A 16,084-nucleotide genomic window follows, 5' to 3' on the forward strand; every position below is an offset into this window, starting at 1 on the left:
ACGCGCGGGGCCGGTGCGGCCGGACGGCTGGCCCCAGTCACCGTCCTGGGACGACGCGGGACGCCGGGGCGCGGGCTCCGGAGACGATTCGGAATGCGATGCCGGGTATCCACCGGCGGGCGCGCCCCCCTCGGGCGAGCGACGGCGCCGCCCAGGGCGAGCCGATCCGCCGGGGTCCTCGGAAGGGGCCGGGCGATCGGTCGGCTCGGGGCCATAGCTGCTGTAACTCACGCGTCCTCGTTGGGTCATCTGGCGATCGGAGGTTCTTCGACGTCCACACGGCGGGCGGGAGGGCATGCCTTCCCGGCCGGGAATCTCGGCCGCGACGGGCTAGGTCTCGGCGACCCGCCCATCCGTGCCGGAGCCGCTCGGAGGCCCGCCGTTGCCCAGGACGAAGGAAACCGTCAGGTGATTCCATGAACAACCTTGGCAGACCTCGACCACGTAGACGCGGAATTCCTCGTATTCGTGGGCCATCTGAACAAGGTCTGACGTGGCCTTTACACGTCCTGCGCTGCGACCTAACTGATCGCCGTACACGTATGTGACATGGGTCACGTTCCGGTGCTCGCAGATCGGGCAGACGCGTTGCGTGGGCTCCCCGTGGTACCGAGCCGCCCGGAGGAGGTACGGGTGAGCATCGCACACATCTCGCCTGGTCATGCGACCGGAGCGGAGCGACTGGAGGGTCGCCCGCTTCGCGAGGCCGTAGTCGACGACCCCTCGCTGTGACCACATGAGCGTCAGACTACGACTTTTTCATCTATTCCGCCCATCCGCTTGACGGTTTCGTCGATTGCAGACTATGCCGAGCGGACGTATCCTCGGGATGTATCGACTCGATACATCGTCAGGACACATCGGTGCGAGAGGGGGCGGTTCCGGTGGCTGTCGGCAGAGGCGGGGTCCTGGAACTCGCCGTGCTCGGCTCCCTTCACGAGACACCCCTGCACGGCTATGAGCTGCGCAAACGACTCAACGCCCTGCTCGGCATGTTCCGGGCGTTCTCCTACGGCTCGCTCTACCCGTGCCTGCGGCAGTTGCTGTCCGCGGGGCTCATCGCGGAGGAGCCGCCGGACGAGCACGCCCCCGGCTCGGCGGCACAGAACGCGCGGGACGTCACCCCGCCGCTCGCCGGCCGCCGGTCGAAGATCGTGTACAAGCTCACCGCCGAAGGCAAGGAGCGCCTGCAGGAGTTGCTCACCCAGGCGGGCCCTTCCTCATGGGAGGACGAGAGCTTCGGTGTCCACTTCGCCTTCTTCCGCCACACCGAGGCGGAAGTGCGGCTGCGTATCCTCGAAGGTCGCAGGAGCCGCCTCGAAGAACGCCTGGACGGTGTTCGGACGGCTCTGGCCCGCACACGTGAGCGGCTGGACAGCTACACCCTGGAATTGCAGCGCCATGGCTTGGAGTCGGTCGAACGCGAGGTCCGCTGGCTCAACGAGCTGATCGATACCGAACGTGCGCAGGCCGTCCGGGCGAAAGAGGACAGGTCGCAGGCGAAGGACGCCGGGCCCGTTCCCGATAAGACGAATGAGTAAAGGAGCGAGTGCGATGGGTTCCGTGCGCGTAGCCATCGTCGGTGTCGGTAATTGTGCCGCGGCGCTGGTGCAGGGCGTGCATTTCTACAGGGACGCCGACCCCGCCAGCCGGGTGCCGGGCCTGATGCACGTCCGGTTCGGCGACTACCACGTCGGCGACGTGGAGTTCGTGGCGGCGTTCGACGTCGACGCCAAGAAGGTCGGCCGCGACCTCTCCGAGGCGATCGTCGCCTCCGAGAACAACACGATCAAGATCTGCGACGTGCCGCCCACGGGTGTCACCGTCCAGCGTGGTCCCACCTATGACGGCCTCGGCGAGTACTACCTCGAGATGATCGAGGAGTCGGACGAGTCGCCGGTCGACGTGGTCGCGGCGCTCAAGGCCGCCAAGGCCGACGTCCTGGTCTCCTACCTTCCCGTGGGCTCGGAGGAGGCCGACCGCTTCTACGCGCAGTGCGCCATCGACGCCGGCGTGGCCTTCGTCAACGCGCTGCCGGTGTTCATCGCCTCCGACCCGGTCTGGGCGCAGAAGTTCACCGACGCGGGCATCCCGATCGTCGGCGACGACATCAAGTCCCAGGTCGGCGCCACCATCACCCACCGCGTCATGGCCAAGCTCTTCGAAGACCGCGGGGTCGAGCTGCTGCGCACGTACCAGCTCAACTTCGGCGGCAACATGGACTTCATGAACATGCTGGAGCGCAAGCGCCTCCAGTCCAAGAAGATCTCCAAGACGCAGTCCGTCACCTCGCAGATCCCGCACGAGATGGGCAAGGCCGACGTCCACATCGGCCCGTCCGACCACGTGCCGTGGCTCGACGACCGCAAGTGGGCGTACGTCCGCTTGGAGGGCAAGTCCTTCGGCGACACCCCGCTGAACCTGGAGTACAAGCTCGAGGTGTGGGACTCGCCGAACTCCGCCGGCGTCATCATCGACGCGGTGCGCGCCGCCAAGATCGCACTCGACCGGGGCATCGGCGGCCCGATCCTGTCGGCGTCGTCCTACTTCATGAAGTCGCCGCCGGAGCAGTACTCCGACGACGACGCCCGCGAGGCCGTCGAGAAGTTCATCCGCGGCGAGGTCGAGCGCTGACCGCCACTCGCGAGAACGTTGCGCCCGGTTTCACGTGGAACCGGGCGCTTTCGCGTACGCGGGGTTTCTAGCGAGGGGTGCGGGCCGCCGGAGGAAGGCCCGCCGGGTCGGCCACGGGCCAGGCGAACGGGTCGGGGCCGAGGGCGGTGAGCAGCGGCACCTGCTGGGCGCACCACGGCGAGATCGCCAGCAGGCCGCTCATGACGTCGTCGGCGAACTCCTTCCACGGCATCCAGCGCGTCGCGCCGACCTCGTCGGGATTGGGGCTCGGCTCGGCGGAGACGACGGCCCGGTAGACGGGGCACATCTCGTGCTCCACCGTCCCATCGCTCATCACGGCGCGGTAGGCGAAGCCCGGCACCATCAGCTCGACGGTGGCGGCGGTGATGCCGAGCTCGTAGGCGAGCCTGCGCGCCACCGCGTCCTCGGGCTTCTCGCCGGGCAGGGGGTGGCCGCAGCAACTGTTGGTCCACACCCCCGGCCAGGTGCGCTTGTGGGACGCGCGCCGGGTCAGCAGCACCCGCCCCTCGGGGTCGAACACATAGCTGGAGAACGCCAGATGCAGCGGCGTGTCGGCACCGTGCACGATGCTCTTGGGCGCCGTGCCGATCGCTTCGCCCTCGGCGTCCACGAGCACGACATGTTCGTCATGGGTCACGCGACCGAGATTACGTGATCATGCCGATACGCTCAGCCCCCGGCCCTGGCCACGACCGGCAAACGGTCGCATAAGCATCAGTCACGGGCGGGCAAACCTCATCCCGAGTACGCCAACCGTCTACCTGGTGAAACTTCGGAGTACCACCGGACCGTCACTCCTGGTGCACCAACCTCCCCGGTCACGGCCCGGCGCCCGGACGGTCCTGGTCTTGGTAAACAAATGGCAGGTGTGGCCGTCGCTGTGCGAACACGGTGCAGGCCCGGCATACCGTGAGGCATGACCGCATCGGGATCGCCTATCCCTGAGGGGACATCGGGGATGTTCCCGATGTTGGGCTTCGGACTCGGCCGTTAGGCTGGCCCGCATGTCCTTCGTCTCCGACCTCCGCGCCGTCCTTCGAGGCCGGGACTTCAGACGTCTCTTCTCCACGCGTTTGGTCTCGCAGTTCTCCGATGGCGTCTTCCAGTTCGCCGTGGTCGGGTACGCCTTCTTCACCCCGGAGAAGCAGACCAGCGCCGCCGAGGCCGCAGTGGCGTTCGCCGTCCTGCTGCTGCCGTACTCCATCCTCGGGCCGTTCGCCGGAGTGTTCATCGACCGCTGGTCGCGCCGCCAGATCCTGGTGATCGCGCCGGTGGTCCGGGGGGCGCTGCTGATCGTCGCCGCGTCGCTCGTCGCACTCGGCGCGCCCGACTGGTGCTTCTACACCGCGGCGCTCGCCGTGCTTGGCGTGAACCGCTTCTTCCTGTCCGCGCTGAGCGCCTCGCTGCCGCACGTGGTGCAGCCCGAGCGGCTGATGCTCGCCAACGCGGTCACCCCGACCTCGGGAACGGTCGCCACGTTCATCGGGGCGGGGGTCGGCTACCTGCTGCGACTCGCCTTCGGCCCCGGCCACGGCGGCACGGCGCTGCTGCTGGTGACCTCGGGCGTCGTCTTCGGAGCCAGCGCGCTGATCGCCCAGACGATGCGGCGCGAACTGCTCGGCCCCTCGTACGACCCAAGCCTGCCGCAGGCGCGCGAGGCCCTGCGCAACGTCGTGACCGGCCTCGCCGACGGCGCGCGGCACATCGTCCACCTGCGGTCGCCCGCGACCGCGCTCGGGGGCATGGCCGCCCACCGGTTCCTGTACGGCATGACCCTCGTGATGACCGGGATGCTGTACCGCTTCTACTTCACCACCGACGTCGAGGCGGGCCTCAACCACATCACCGGCGTGCTCGCGACCTCCGGCGCCGGGTTCTTCACCGCCGCGCTGATCACGCCGTGGGCGACCGAGCGCTTCCGCCCGGAGAGGTGGATTCCGATCATGCTGGCCACGGCCGGGGTGCTCGGGCTGCTGCTCTGCCTGCCGTTCCATCAGGCCGGCTTCCTGGCGGCGGGCTTCGTCCTCGGCGTCACGGGGCAGAGCGTGAAGATCTGCACCGACACGATCGTGCAGCGGGACGTCGAGGACACCTACCTCGGGCGGGTCTTCTCCATCTACGACATGCTCTTCAACGGCATGCTGGTGCTGGCCGCGGCCGTCGCGGCGCTGATCCTGCCCGCCAATGGCAAGTCGTACGCCACGCTGACGATCGCCGCGAGCGGCTACCTGCTCAGCGCCCTCGTCTACCGCCTCCTGACCGCCGACGCCAAACCCCGCACCCCCCAAGAGGTCACCCACTGACCCGCACCCCCGCGCCCGGCCACGCCCACGGCCACCGTGCACCCTGACAAGAAACGGGTGGTGCCTGCCGCGCTGCTCACCAAGCCGCGCCTGCTCGTCCTCGACGAGCAGGCCAACGGCCTGGAACGACCTCACGGGAACCGGACCACCTCACACAACCGGGTCTCATGGAGACCGTGATCAAGCGGGCAGGGTGTTCGCGGCGGCGACCATCGCGCGGGTGATCATGGTGAGGTCCTCGGGGCCGGTCACGTACGGCGGCATCGTATAAACAAGGTGCCCGAACGGGCGCAGCCAGACGCCGTGCTCCATCACGATGTCCTGGATCTTCGGGACGTCCACCGGCGCGTGCGTCTCGATGACGCCGATCGCGCCGAGCACCCGGACGTCCTTCACCCCCGGCGCGCGGGCGGCCTCGGCGAGCCCGTCCACCAGGCCGCGTTCGATGCGCGCGACCTCCTCGCGCCACGGGCGCTCGCCGAGGAGCGTGAGCGAGGCGTCGGCCACCGCCGCGGCAAGGGGGTTTCCCATGAACGTCGGGCCGTGCATGAGCACGCCGACGCGCTCGGCGACCTCGCTCGTGCAGAGCGTGGCCGCCATGGTGAGGTAGCCGCCGGTCAGCGCCTTGCCCACGCACATGATGTCGGGCCGGACGCCCGCGTGGTCGCAGCCGAACAGCTCGCCCGTGCGACCGAAGCCGGTGGCGATCTCGTCCGCGATGAGCAGCAGCCCGTGCTCGTCGGCCAGCTCGCGCAGCCGCGTGAGGTAGGCCGGATGGTAGAAGCGCATGCCGCCCGCCCCCTGGACGACGGGCTCGACGATCACCGCCGCGAGTTCCCCGGCGTGCCGCGCGACCAGCTCGGACAGATGATCCATGTACGCCTGGTCGGGCGGCTCGACGGCCGTCGCCGCGTACGTCCCCGAGGGCTCCCCGGGCACCGAACGCCCGTCGTGCGCGCCGAGCGGCACAACGGGTGCTCCCGGATGCGCAGCGGGCGTTCCCATGTGCACGGCGGGCGTGCCCGCATGCGAGAGGTGCCCGCCGCCGGTCCTTCCCGGGCGATGGCCGTAGCCGCCGGGGGGCCTGTCGGCGAAGACGTGCTCGGGCAGGACGCCGGTGAACATGTGGTGCATGCCGTTGACCGGGTCGCACACCGCCATGGCGCCGAAGGTGTCGCCGTGATAGCCGCCCCGCACGGTCAGCAGCCGGCTCCTGCCCGTGCACTGGATCGCGATCTTGATGGCGACCTCGACCGCGACGGACCCGGAGTCGGCCAGGAACACGCGCTCCAGCCCGGTCATCTCGGCCAGGCGCCGCGCGACCCGCACGGCCGGCTCGTGCGTCAGGCCGCCGAACATGACGTGCGCCATGAGGCCGAGCTGGTCGCGCGCGGCGGCGTTCAGCGCCGGGTGGTTGTAGCCGTGGATGGCGGCCCACCACGAGGACATGCCGTCGACCAGCTCACGGCCGTCGGCCAGCCTCAGCCGCACCCCCTCGGCATCGGCCACGGGATGGGCGGCCGTGGCCGGGTAGGCGGGGGCGTAGGGGTGCCACAGGTGCCTGCGGTCCAGTTCACGAAGCGTCTCGGCGTCCACGCGGGCCACATTAGCCCCGGCGCCGGCCCCGCACGCCGCCCACGGCCCCACCTGTGGACAAAGTCCGGAACCCGGGCCCGGCCTGTGGATAACTTCCCGCGAAGCCTCAGCCGACCGGGCCCGGCCGCGCACCCTCGACCGACGGGCCCCGCCGCGCGACCTCAGGCGCGGCCCTGGTCGCTCGGCCTCAGGCCAGACCCCGGTCGCTCGGCCTCAGGCCAGACCACGGTCGCTCGGCCTCAGACGAGGCCCTGGTCGCGCGCCCACTCCATCAGCGCCTCCCGGGCGGCGTCCTTGCCGAGCACGCCCTTGTCGAGGCGCAGGTCGAGCAGGAACTTCCACGCCTTGCCCACCACGGGCCCTGGCCCGACCCCGAGCGCCTCCTGGATCTCGTTGCCGTCGAGCTCAGGCCGCATCTTGGCCAGCTCCTCCTCGTCGGCGAGGCGGGCGATACGTACTTCTAGCTCGTCGTAGGTGCGCGAGAGGGCCTGTGCCTTGCGCCTGTTGCGGGTCGTGCAGTCGGCGCGGGTGAGCTTGTGGAGCCGTTCGAGCAGGTGCCCGGCGTCGCGGACGTAGCGGCGCACCGCGGAGTCGGTCCACTCGCCGGTGCCGTAGCCGTGGAAGCGCAGGTGCAGTTCGACCAGGCGCGCGACGTCGGCCACGACGTCCTTGGGGAACCGCAGCTCGGTCAGGCGCTTCTTGGTCATCTGCGCGCCCACGACCTCGTGGTGGTGGAACGAGACGCGGCCGCCCTCTTCGTATCGCCGCGTCTTGGGCTTGCCGATGTCGTGCAGCAGCGCGGCCCAGCGCAGCACGCGGTCCGGCCCGGCGGCCTCCTGCGCGATCGCCTGCTCCAGGACGATGAGGGTGTGCTCGTAGACGTCCTTGTGCCGGTGGTGCTCGTCGATCTCCAGCCGCAGCTTGGGCAGCTCGGGCAGGACGTGGGCCGCGAGGCCGGTGTCCACCAGCAGGCCGAGGCCCTCGCGCGGCCCCGCCCCGCAGATCAGCTTGTCCAGCTCGTCGCGGATGCGCTCGGCGGAGACGATCTCGATGCGCTCGACCATCGACGTCATGGCCGCCACCGCGGCGGGGTCGACGGTGAATCCGAGCTGGGAGGCGAACCGGGCCGCCCGCAGCATGCGGAGCGGGTCGTCGTCGAAGGACCGCTCGGGCGTGCCGGGCGTGCGCAGCGCCTTCTCGCCAAGGTCGCGCAGGCCACCGTACGGGTCGACGAACTCGTGCCCGGGAAGCCTGACGGCCATCGCGTTGACCGCGAAGTCGCGCCGCTCCAGGTCGGCCTCCAGAGTCTCGCCGTAGGCGACCTCGGGCTTCCTGGACTTCGGGTCGTAGGACTCGCTGCGGTACGTGGTGATCTCCAGCACCCAGCCGCCCTTGCGGACGCCGACGGTGCCGAAGTCGATGCCGATCGTCCACACAGAGTCGGCCCAGCCGGTGACGATCTCCAGCACCCGCTCGGGACGCGCGTCGGTGGTCAGGTCGAGGTCGTTGCCGATGCGGCCGAGGAAGACGTCGCGAACCGACCCGCCGACCACGGCGAGTTCGTGCCCGTGCGCGGCGAACAGCTCGCCGAGTTCGTCGGCGACCGGAGCAATCCGCCGAAATAGGTCGATCACGGCCCTCTGCTGACTAACGCTCAGATTTGAGACGGACAAGCTGGGTAGGTCCTTCGGTCACGGAACAGAATCTCCGCGTCAGCCCTGGTGTAACCCGCCCGGGCGAAACCCAAGCGACCACTAGGTGACGGTCAGTCGCAGATCTGTCGGGGGCACCCGTCGAAGACAAGGAGCACGAGAGATGAAAGACGCCCTCGCGATCCACCGTTGGCTCCTGTCCCACCAGATCCACCATGAGATCGTACGGCTTCCGCGCGCCTTGACGTGCGCCGACGATCTTCCGGAGGTCCTCGGCGTGGAGCCCGGGCGCTGCGTCCGGGTCACGGTGTTCGAGGTCACGACCCGCAACGGCCGGGCGCCGGTCGCCGTGGTCACCACGGTCGCGGACCCGCCGCGGCCGGGCGCCGTGGGAGCCCTTCTCGGCGCCCGCCGGGTGCGCCCCGCGCCCGCGTTCCTCGTGAATTCGGCCACGGACTACGCGGCCACATCAGTGTCACCTCTCCTGCTCCCCGAGGAGCTCACCGTCCTCATCGACGAGCGCCTGACCGAGCCCTCCGCCCCCGACGCCGACGTCTATATCGCCACGGGCGAACGCCGCACGGCGGTGCGCCTTCGCACACTCGACCTGCTCGGACTCACCCGCGGCCGGTACGTCGACCTGCAGGCCCCGCGCCACAAGGCCGTCCGCATCCCCGGCTCGCGCGAGGTGCGCCCCGTGGTGGGCCTCCCGCGCCGCGAATCGCCGCCGGCCCTGCTTTAGGCCATACCATTCTGGGCGTGCGCCGAACTCCACCCCTGGCCGGCACGTGACCCGCGGAGCCGCCCTGATCTCTGTGCTGACCGCCGCCTTCCTCCTCGCCCCGGCGGCGGTCGCCGGTGCCGCGCGCGCGACCGTCACCCCGGCCGGGCAGGTGCAGGCCGCCTCCGTGACCGGCCGGCAGGACGTCCAGATCGTGGTGAGCTCAATCACCCCGACGGTGCCGCGCGAATCCTCCACGCCGGTGAAGATCACCGGCACCGTGGCGAACACCAGCGCAGCCACCATGTCGTGGGTGTCGGTCCGGCTTCGCTTCTCCCGCCAGCCGTTCGCGACCCGCGCCGAGATGCAGGCCTTCGCCGACGGCGGCCAGATCCTCGACTCGACGCGGTACACCATCCCGGTCAGCCAGCTCCCGGCGTCGGGCAAGGTGCCCTGGGAGTTCAGCTTCACCCCCGCCGAGCTGCAGATGTTCCGCTTCGGCGTCTACCCGATGACGATCGAGCTGGTGAACGCCGCCGGGCAGCAGCTCGCCGCCCAGCGCACCCTGATGCCGTACGCGCCGGCGAACCGGCCCGTCGCGCGCACCAAGATCGCCTGGGCGCTGCCCCTCGTCGACCAGCCGCACAGGGGTGACGACACCACCTTCGTGGACGACGGCCTGAAGCAGGCCCTCGCCGACAACGGCCGGCTCGGGAGGATCCTGAAGATCGCCGAGACCCCCTCCAAGGGTGTCACCTGGTTCGTCGACCCGTCCGTGCTCGACGACGCGCGCGCCATGTCCCAGGGCTACTCGGTCGGAACCGTCAAGAAGCCCGCCGACCAGGCCGCGGGCCAGTGGCTGCAGCGAGTGCGCACGGCTCTGTCCGGCGTCCCGGTCTCCGCCACTCCGTACGGCGACCCCGATGTCGCGGCGGTCAGCCACCATGGGCTCGACTCCGCCACGCGCACCGCGCTGGACATGGGCGGGACCGTCGCCACCGACCTCCTCGGCAAGCAGGTCACCACCAGCGTGAACTGGCCGGTCGGCGGGGTGGTCGACAACGACGCCCTCGACGCGCTCGCCGTCGGCGACGTCAAGACCGTCCTGCTGTCCGCGACGGCCCTCCCCCCGGCCCCGCCGGTCACCTACACCCCGGACGCCGGGGCCAAGCTGGAAACGGTCAAGGGGGCGGTCGGCGTGGTCCTCGCCGACCCCGTGCTGAGCCAGCTCCTCGCGTCCGGCGCCTCCACGCCCGGCGGCCTCACGCTGGCCACCCAGCGCTTCCTCGCCGAGACGGTCATGATCGGCGCCGATCGTCCCCAGGAGTCCCGCACGGTCGTCGCCGCGCCTCCCCGGCGCTGGAACCCCGACCCCGCCTTCGTCACGGCGTTGCTGAAGGCCACCGCTTCCGCGCCGTGGCTCAAGCCGGTCGCCCTGGACTCCGTCAAGCCGTCCAAGCTCGCGCCCCCGCGCGCCGGTCTCGTCTACACCGACAAGGACCGGCAGGCCGAGCTCGGCAAGGCCTACCTCTTGGGCGTCAAGAAGCTCGGCAAGCGCGCCGACCTCACCGCCGTCGTCACCCAGGACCGCCGGCGGGTCTTCGACACCGCTCTGCTCCGGCTCACGTCCTCGGCGTGGCGCGGCCGCACGGGCGAGGCGTCCCCGCTGGTCAAGCAGATCGACAAGGCGGTCACCACGCGCACCGAAGCCATCTCGGTGACCACCGGCGAGCAGGACCGCATGCTGGCGGGCAAGAACGGCGTGATCCCGATCAGCATCCGCAACGACCTCCACGACCAGGAGGTCACCATCGGCGTCAAGATCACCTCCGGGAACCGGAAGCTGCTCACGATCGGCTCCTACGAGTCCCCGGTGACGATCAGCCCTGGCAAGACCAGGCCCATCGACATCCCGATGACCGCCAGCGGCGGCGGCCAGGCGACGGTGAAGGTGCAGCTCACCAGCGCGGCGGGGGTGCGGTACGGCGCCCCCGTCGAGGTCACCGTGCAAACCACCGGGTACACCGGCATCGCGCTGGTGATCGTCGGCGCGGCCCTGGCCGTCATGCTGGCCGCGGTGACGCTGCGCATCCTGCGACGCCACTCGCGGCGTTCCGCCGGCCGGCGCAAACCGGCGCCGCCGCCCGCGCCCGCACCCGTCCCCGAACCCGCCCAGCACCGAGAGGGGCCCTCATGAGCCGCGTCCTGCGCGCCAGCGCGATCATGGCCGCCGGCACGATGGTGTCCCGCGTGACCGGCTTCTTCAGGACCGCGGTGCTCGCCTCGGCGATCGGCGTCGCGGCGCTGGGCGACGCGTACAACGTCGCGTTCATGATCCCGATGATGCTGTTCGACTTCCTCATCGGAGGCGTGCTGAGCAGCGTCGTCGTCCCAATGATCGTGAAGGCGCAGAAGACCGACCCAGACGGCGGCCGGGCGTACGAGCAGCGGCTGATGACCGTCGCCACGATGGCGCTCCTCGCGATCGCCGTGCTCGGCGTGGTGTTCGCCCCCACGCTGGTCGACGTGATCACCACGAACCTCAGCCCGGTCAAGTTCGACGTGACGGTCACGCTGACGCGGTACATCCTGCCGCAGATCGCCTTCTTCGGGATCGGCGCCGTCGCGGGCGCCATCCTCAACACCCGTGACAGGTTCGGGGCGCCGATGTGGGCGCCGGTGCTCAACAACATCGTCGTCATCGCCGTCGGGCTCACCTATCACGTCGTGAGCCGCGCGGGCGCGGACCTCAACGCGGTGACCTCCTCCGACCTCGCGCTTCTCGGCATCGGCACTACGGCGGGCATCGTCGCGCAGGCGATCATCCTCATCATCGCCGTGCACCGTGTGGGGTTCCGCTTCGTGCCCCGCCTCGACCTGCGCAACGCCCGGCTGGGCGAGATGGGCAGGATGGGCGCCTGGACGCTGGCGTTCGTCGTGATCAACCAGCTCGGCCTGATCGTCACCACCAACCTGGCGACAGGGGCCACCGCCAAAGCCGGGTCTGCGCACGTCGCCGGCTTCACGTCGTACACCCTCTCCTACCAGTTCTTCCAGCTTCCGTACGGCATCATCGCGGTCTCGGTGATCACCGCGATGCTGCCCCGCATGAGCCGGTACGCGCACGAGGGGCAGTTCGACGCGATCCGCCAGGAGTTCACCTCCGGCGTGCGGCTGGTCTCGGCGGCCATCGTGCCGGCCGGGCTGATGCTCATGGTGCTCGGCCCGGCCGTGGCCGTGCTCATCTTCGGGCACGGCAACACGTCCATCGACGACGCCCTGAACATCGGGAACGTGCTCCAGGTGTTCGGCCTCGCGCTGGTGCCGTTCTCGATCTACCAGCTCCTGCTGCGGGTCTTCTACAGCTTCGGCGACACCCGCACCCCGGCGCTGATCGCCGTCGGCAATGTCGTGCTCAACTCCGCTCTGGGGTTCATCCTTTACCTGACGCTGCCGCCGCGCTTCATCGTCATGGGGCTCGCCCTGTCCTTCACGATGGCGTACGTCCTCGGCGGAGCGGTCGCGTGGCGCCTCGCCGCCGCCAAGGTGGAAGGCGGCCTCGGCGGCAGGGCCGTCGCGTCCGGTCTGTCGCGCATGTACATCGCGTCGATCCCGGCGGCCGTCATCGCGCTCGCCGCCCTGTGGGTCACCAAGGAGATCGCCGGCATCACGCCCCTCAGCTCGGCGATCATGCTGATCGCGGGCGGCGGCGCCGGCGGGCTGATCTACCTGGTCGCGTCCCAGAGAATGCGCATCGCCGAGATCACTTCGATCATTGGACTTGTGGCCGGACGGGTAGGCCGCTAGGCATAGGAACCGCGAAGTCCGGTTCGCCCGTGTTCCAAGGGCAACACGGGCGGGACCCACTCCGGACTACCATGGTGCCGGTGCGCGGTGGACACCGGGCACGGCCGGCGGACGAGGAGCAGGAGGGGCGTGGGGATATTCGCTCGGACATCGCCCACGTCCAGGGAGAGGAACGCCTCATGAGCGCCCCTGCCGTGGAGCCCGGCGGCCGTCTGGCCGACCGGTTCCGCCTGGAAGACCGCGTCAGCGAGTCGGGTGGCGCCACCTTGTGGAAGGCCATCGACGAGGTGCTTGCGCGGCCCGTCTGCGTTCTCACGCTTTCCCCGGAGTTCGAGCGCGTCGCCGAGGTCGTCACCGCGGCCCGCGGGGCGAGCCGGCTCACCGACCCGCGCCTCACCCAGGTCTTCGACGCCGCCGAAGAGGACGGCCAGGCCTACGTCGTGAGCGAGTGGGTCACCGGCGAGACGCTCACCGACATGGTGTCCTCGGGGCCGATGGCGCCCGAGCGCGCGGCTGCGCTGGTCGCGGAGGCCGCCGAGGCGGTCGCCCACGCCCACCAGGCCGGGCTCGCCCACCTGTGCCTCACCCCGGACCGCCTGATCTGGACGGCCGGGAACACCGTCAAGCTTCTCGGCCTCGCCGTGGACGCCGCCCTGTGCGCCGTCGAGAGCGAGGATGCCGCCCGCGAGGACGCGCAGGGCCTCGGGCGCCTGCTCTACACCGCGCTGACCGGCCACTGGCCCGGCGAGGGCGAGGTCGACCTTCCCCCGGCCCCGCTGGACGACGGCAAGATCTGCACGCCACGCCAGGTCACGGCGGGCGTCCCCGGCTTCCTCGACGCGATCACATGCCGGGCGCTGCTCCAGGAGCCGCGCCGCGGCCTTCCCCCGCTCGCCACCCCGGCCGACGTCGCCGAGGCGCTGGCCGAGGTGCCGAGGCCCGCGCCCGTGCCCGTGTCGGCGATCCCGCCCGCCCTCGGCTTCCGCTCCGAGGCGCCCGACGACCGCGACCAGATGACCGCGCCACCCCGGCAGGAGATCTCCCGTCCGCCCGTGCAGCCCAGGCCGCCCAGCTCCGGCGGCGTGGCCGGCCGCGTCCTGGTGACCGTCGTCATCCTGCTGATCATCGCCGCGGTGGGCATCGGCGCGTGGACTCTGGGGCAGAGCCTCGGCAAGCGCGAGACGACGGCCAGCCCGTCGGCGTCCGCCTCCAAGCCGCCGCCACCGAAGGTCGTCGCGGTCAAGCCGTCGAGCGCCACGGGCTTCGACCCGCTCGGCGACGACCTCACCGAGCATCCCGAGATCGCCCACCTCGCCATCGACGGCAAGGCGTCCACCGAGTGGCACACGCTGAGCTACCAGACCGCCGAGATGGGAGGGCTGAAGGAAGGTGTCGGGCTGCTGCTCGACATGGGCACGGCGATCCCGGTGTCGGACGTCGTGGTGTCGCTGGGCGACCGCCCCGGGGCGTCCATCCAGCTCAAGGTGGGTGACAGCCCCGATCTGAAGGCGCTCAGGACGGTCGCGAAGCAGGAGAACGTCTCCGGCACGGTGACCCTCACACCGGAGAAGGCGACCACCGGTCGGTACGTTGTGATCTGGTTTACGCGCCTTCCAGCGTTTGACGCGAAGTTTCGTGGCACCATCTATGAGGTAGTGGTGAACTCTCCCGAATCGGCCTAACAGGACACGCGTTGTGAACCTTCCCCCCGATAGCCCACCGGCGGCACAGCAGGCCGCAGGGTCCGCGTCGACCGACGCCGACCTGCTGACCCGCCATATCGGCGGTGATCCACACGCATTCAGCGAGATCGTCCGCCGCCACCGAGATCGCATGTGGGCCGTGGCCCTGCGCACTCTCGGCGACCCGGACGAAGCGGCCGACGCCGTCCAGGACGCCTTCGTCTCCGCCTACCGCAAGGCCGACAGCTTTCGCGGCGAGGCGGCGGTCACCACATGGCTGCACCGCATCGTCGTCAACGCCTGTCTCGACCGTATGCGCCGCAAGTCGATCCGCCCCGTCGCCGACGACGAGCTCGTCGAGGCCGCCGAGCGGGACACGCCGATCCCCGACCACACGGGCGATCGCGACGTGTCCATGGAGGTCTCGGCCGCGCTCAAGCTCCTCCCGACCGACCAGCGGGCCGCGTTGGTGCTGGTCGACATGATGGGCTACTCCGTAGAGGACGCCGCCCAGGTGCTCGAGGTGCCCACCGGCACGATCAAGAGCCGCTGCGCGCGGGGTCGCGCGAAACTCGCCCCAATTCTTTCGCATCTGCGGAACCGATCCGACCTAACTCGCGTCTCATCCGCGAAGGGAGCAGAACTTCGTGACGGGTGATACGCACTACGACCTCGAGGTCCTCGCCGAACTGGCCGAAGGTCTTCTCGACGTCGCCACTGCCGCGCGGGTACGCGAGCATCTCGCGATCTGCGACCCCTGCGGCGAGAGCCTCGCCGAGCTGGCGGCGGTCCGCGAGGTTCTCGCGGCCATGCCGGTGCCGGCGATGCCCATGGGTGTCGCGCTTCGCATCGACAAGGCGCTGGCCGCCGAGGCGGAGACCAGGCGTGAAGGGGGCCTCAAGCTCGACGAGGCGCCCGACTGGGACCGCATCATGGCGGACTCCCCCTGGGAGACGCCCGCGCCGCTTCCCGAGATGCCCGTGGAGCCCCCGGCCGTCGAGCGGCCCGAGGAGGTCGTCCCCCTCGGCATCGTCGCCGACGACGGCTCCATCGTCCCGGCCAGGCGCACGCGCAGGACGTCCCGGCGGCGCTCCTGGGCGATGCCCGTGGCGGCGAGCATCGCGGCGGCGGTCGTGATCGGCGGGGCGGGCCTCACCGCGAACATGCTGATGGCCTCCGGCTCGGGCACAGGGTCGGCACCTCCCGTCGCCCTGCCGCAGCCCACGCACAGCCCGGCGCCGTCCAAGAGCCGCCTGACCGGCACTGGCTCTGCCGCGGCCGCCGACTACCCTGTCGCCAAGAGCGACTACAACTACTCCAGCAGCGTCCTGGACGGCCCACTGGCCACGTACGTCGGCGCGACCGGCCCCGGAACCGGCAGTTCGGCCACGGCCGACGCCGCCGTCACACGCTGCGTGGCGAAGATCTCCGCCCGAGTCGGCAAGAAGCTCGGCGTGAAGGCGCCGAAGCCGATCGGCGTCGACCAGGGGTTCTACGAGGGCAACGAGGCCACCGTCATGGCCTTCTGGAAGGACCGCTTCCGCAACGCCGTCTACGTCTACGTCGTCGACGACAACTGCACCAACGTGCGTCCGCCGGCCGTGAGCCGCTGGCAGTAGTCGGCCGGTCACCATCGGCCATCGCGGCCGCCCGCACGCGTCACCGAAG

General features: G+C 70.5%; 13 protein-coding genes. 9 read left to right on the forward strand and 4 right to left on the reverse strand.

What is annotated here, in order from left to right; translation table 11 throughout:
- Positions 1 to 330 precede the first annotated feature (330 nt).
- A complete protein-coding gene (locus AB0H21_RS23970) occupies positions 331 to 738 on the reverse strand; it encodes a DUF5318 family protein (protein WP_358520252.1) in 408 nt (135 codons plus the stop codon).
- A 146-nt stretch (positions 739 to 884) separates the two neighbouring features.
- Between AB0H21_RS23970 and AB0H21_RS23975 the strand changes: the two genes are divergently transcribed.
- Positions 885 to 1,541, forward strand: a complete 657-nt coding sequence (locus AB0H21_RS23975) for a PadR family transcriptional regulator (RefSeq protein ID WP_358520254.1) — start codon at positions 885 to 887, stop codon at positions 1,539 to 1,541.
- Positions 1,542 to 1,554: 13 nt separating this feature from the next.
- Positions 1,555 to 2,634, forward strand: coding sequence for an inositol-3-phosphate synthase (locus AB0H21_RS23980; RefSeq protein ID WP_358520257.1), 1,080 nt, complete (start codon positions 1,555 to 1,557; stop codon positions 2,632 to 2,634).
- 67 nt (positions 2,635 to 2,701) lie between these two features.
- Here the strand turns inward: AB0H21_RS23980 and idi are convergent, their stop codons facing one another.
- Positions 2,702 to 3,292, reverse strand: a complete 591-nt coding sequence (gene idi, locus AB0H21_RS23985; RefSeq protein ID WP_358520260.1) for an isopentenyl-diphosphate Delta-isomerase — start codon at positions 3,290 to 3,292, stop codon at positions 2,702 to 2,704.
- 367 nt (positions 3,293 to 3,659) lie between these two features.
- Here idi and AB0H21_RS23990 point away from each other — a divergent pair, with 367 nt between their 5' ends.
- Positions 3,660 to 4,958 (forward strand): MFS transporter, encoded by a 1,299-nt coding sequence (locus AB0H21_RS23990; protein ID WP_358520263.1) that lies wholly within the window; start codon positions 3,660 to 3,662, stop codon positions 4,956 to 4,958.
- A 180-nt stretch (positions 4,959 to 5,138) separates the two neighbouring features.
- Here AB0H21_RS23990 and AB0H21_RS23995 read toward each other — a convergent pair whose 3' ends face one another.
- Together AB0H21_RS23995 and AB0H21_RS24000 are read right to left on the reverse strand one after the other, a co-directional pair.
- The gene (locus tag AB0H21_RS23995) at positions 5,139 to 6,554 is read right to left on the reverse strand and encodes an aspartate aminotransferase family protein (protein WP_358520266.1); all 1,416 of its coding nucleotides are present in this window, start codon (positions 6,552 to 6,554) and stop codon (positions 5,139 to 5,141) included.
- 239 nt (positions 6,555 to 6,793) lie between these two features.
- Positions 6,794 to 8,212 (reverse strand): CCA tRNA nucleotidyltransferase, encoded by a 1,419-nt coding sequence (locus AB0H21_RS24000; protein WP_358520626.1) that lies wholly within the window; start codon positions 8,210 to 8,212, stop codon positions 6,794 to 6,796.
- Positions 8,213 to 8,369: 157 nt separating this feature from the next.
- Between AB0H21_RS24000 and AB0H21_RS24005 the strand changes: the two genes are divergently transcribed.
- From AB0H21_RS24005 to AB0H21_RS24030, 6 genes are all read left to right on the forward strand, one after another.
- A complete protein-coding gene (locus AB0H21_RS24005) occupies positions 8,370 to 8,948 on the forward strand; it encodes a YbaK/EbsC family protein (protein ID WP_358520269.1) in 579 nt (192 codons plus the stop codon).
- Between the two features lie 46 nt (positions 8,949 to 8,994).
- Complete coding sequence (locus AB0H21_RS24010) at positions 8,995 to 11,124, forward strand: DUF6049 family protein (protein ID WP_358520271.1); 2,130 nt, start codon at positions 8,995 to 8,997, stop codon at positions 11,122 to 11,124.
- Positions 11,121 to 12,734, forward strand: coding sequence for a murein biosynthesis integral membrane protein MurJ (gene murJ / locus AB0H21_RS24015; protein WP_358520274.1), 1,614 nt, complete (start codon positions 11,121 to 11,123; stop codon positions 12,732 to 12,734). Before AB0H21_RS24010 ends, murJ begins: the two co-directional genes overlap by 4 nt.
- A 179-nt stretch (positions 12,735 to 12,913) precedes the next feature.
- Positions 12,914 to 14,416, forward strand: coding sequence for a protein kinase family protein (locus AB0H21_RS24020; protein ID WP_358520276.1), 1,503 nt, complete (start codon positions 12,914 to 12,916; stop codon positions 14,414 to 14,416).
- A 13-nt stretch (positions 14,417 to 14,429) separates the two neighbouring features.
- Positions 14,430 to 15,074: an RNA polymerase sigma factor SigM gene (sigM, locus tag AB0H21_RS24025; RefSeq protein WP_358520277.1), complete on the forward strand. Its 645-nt coding sequence runs from the start codon at positions 14,430 to 14,432 to the stop codon at positions 15,072 to 15,074.
- Positions 15,064 to 16,035, forward strand: a complete 972-nt coding sequence (locus AB0H21_RS24030; protein ID WP_358520280.1) for a zf-HC2 domain-containing protein — start codon at positions 15,064 to 15,066, stop codon at positions 16,033 to 16,035. Before sigM ends, AB0H21_RS24030 begins: the two co-directional genes overlap by 11 nt.
- Positions 16,036 to 16,084 lie beyond the last annotated feature (49 nt).

It is taken from the genome of Sphaerisporangium sp. NPDC051011, assembly GCF_040653595.1.
Taxonomy (GTDB): Bacteria; Actinomycetota; Actinomycetes; order Streptosporangiales; family Streptosporangiaceae; genus Sphaerisporangium.

Excerpts from the sequence above, each read along its gene's own strand:
- AB0H21_RS23970 (WP_358520252.1), bottom strand. The coding sequence starts at position 738 with ATGTGGTCACAGCGAGGGGTCGTCGACTACGGCCTCGCGAAGCGGGCG.
- AB0H21_RS23980 (WP_358520257.1), top strand. The coding sequence starts at position 1,555 with ATGGGTTCCGTGCGCGTAGCCATCGTCGGTGTCGGTAATTGTGCCGCG.
- AB0H21_RS23990 (WP_358520263.1), top strand. The coding sequence starts at position 3,660 with ATGTCCTTCGTCTCCGACCTCCGCGCCGTCCTTCGAGGCCGGGACTTC.
- AB0H21_RS24005 (WP_358520269.1), top strand. The coding sequence starts at position 8,370 with ATGAAAGACGCCCTCGCGATCCACCGTTGGCTCCTGTCCCACCAGATC.
- murJ (WP_358520274.1), top strand. The coding sequence starts at position 11,121 with ATGAGCCGCGTCCTGCGCGCCAGCGCGATCATGGCCGCCGGCACGATG.
- AB0H21_RS24020 (WP_358520276.1), top strand. The coding sequence starts at position 12,914 with ATGAGCGCCCCTGCCGTGGAGCCCGGCGGCCGTCTGGCCGACCGGTTC.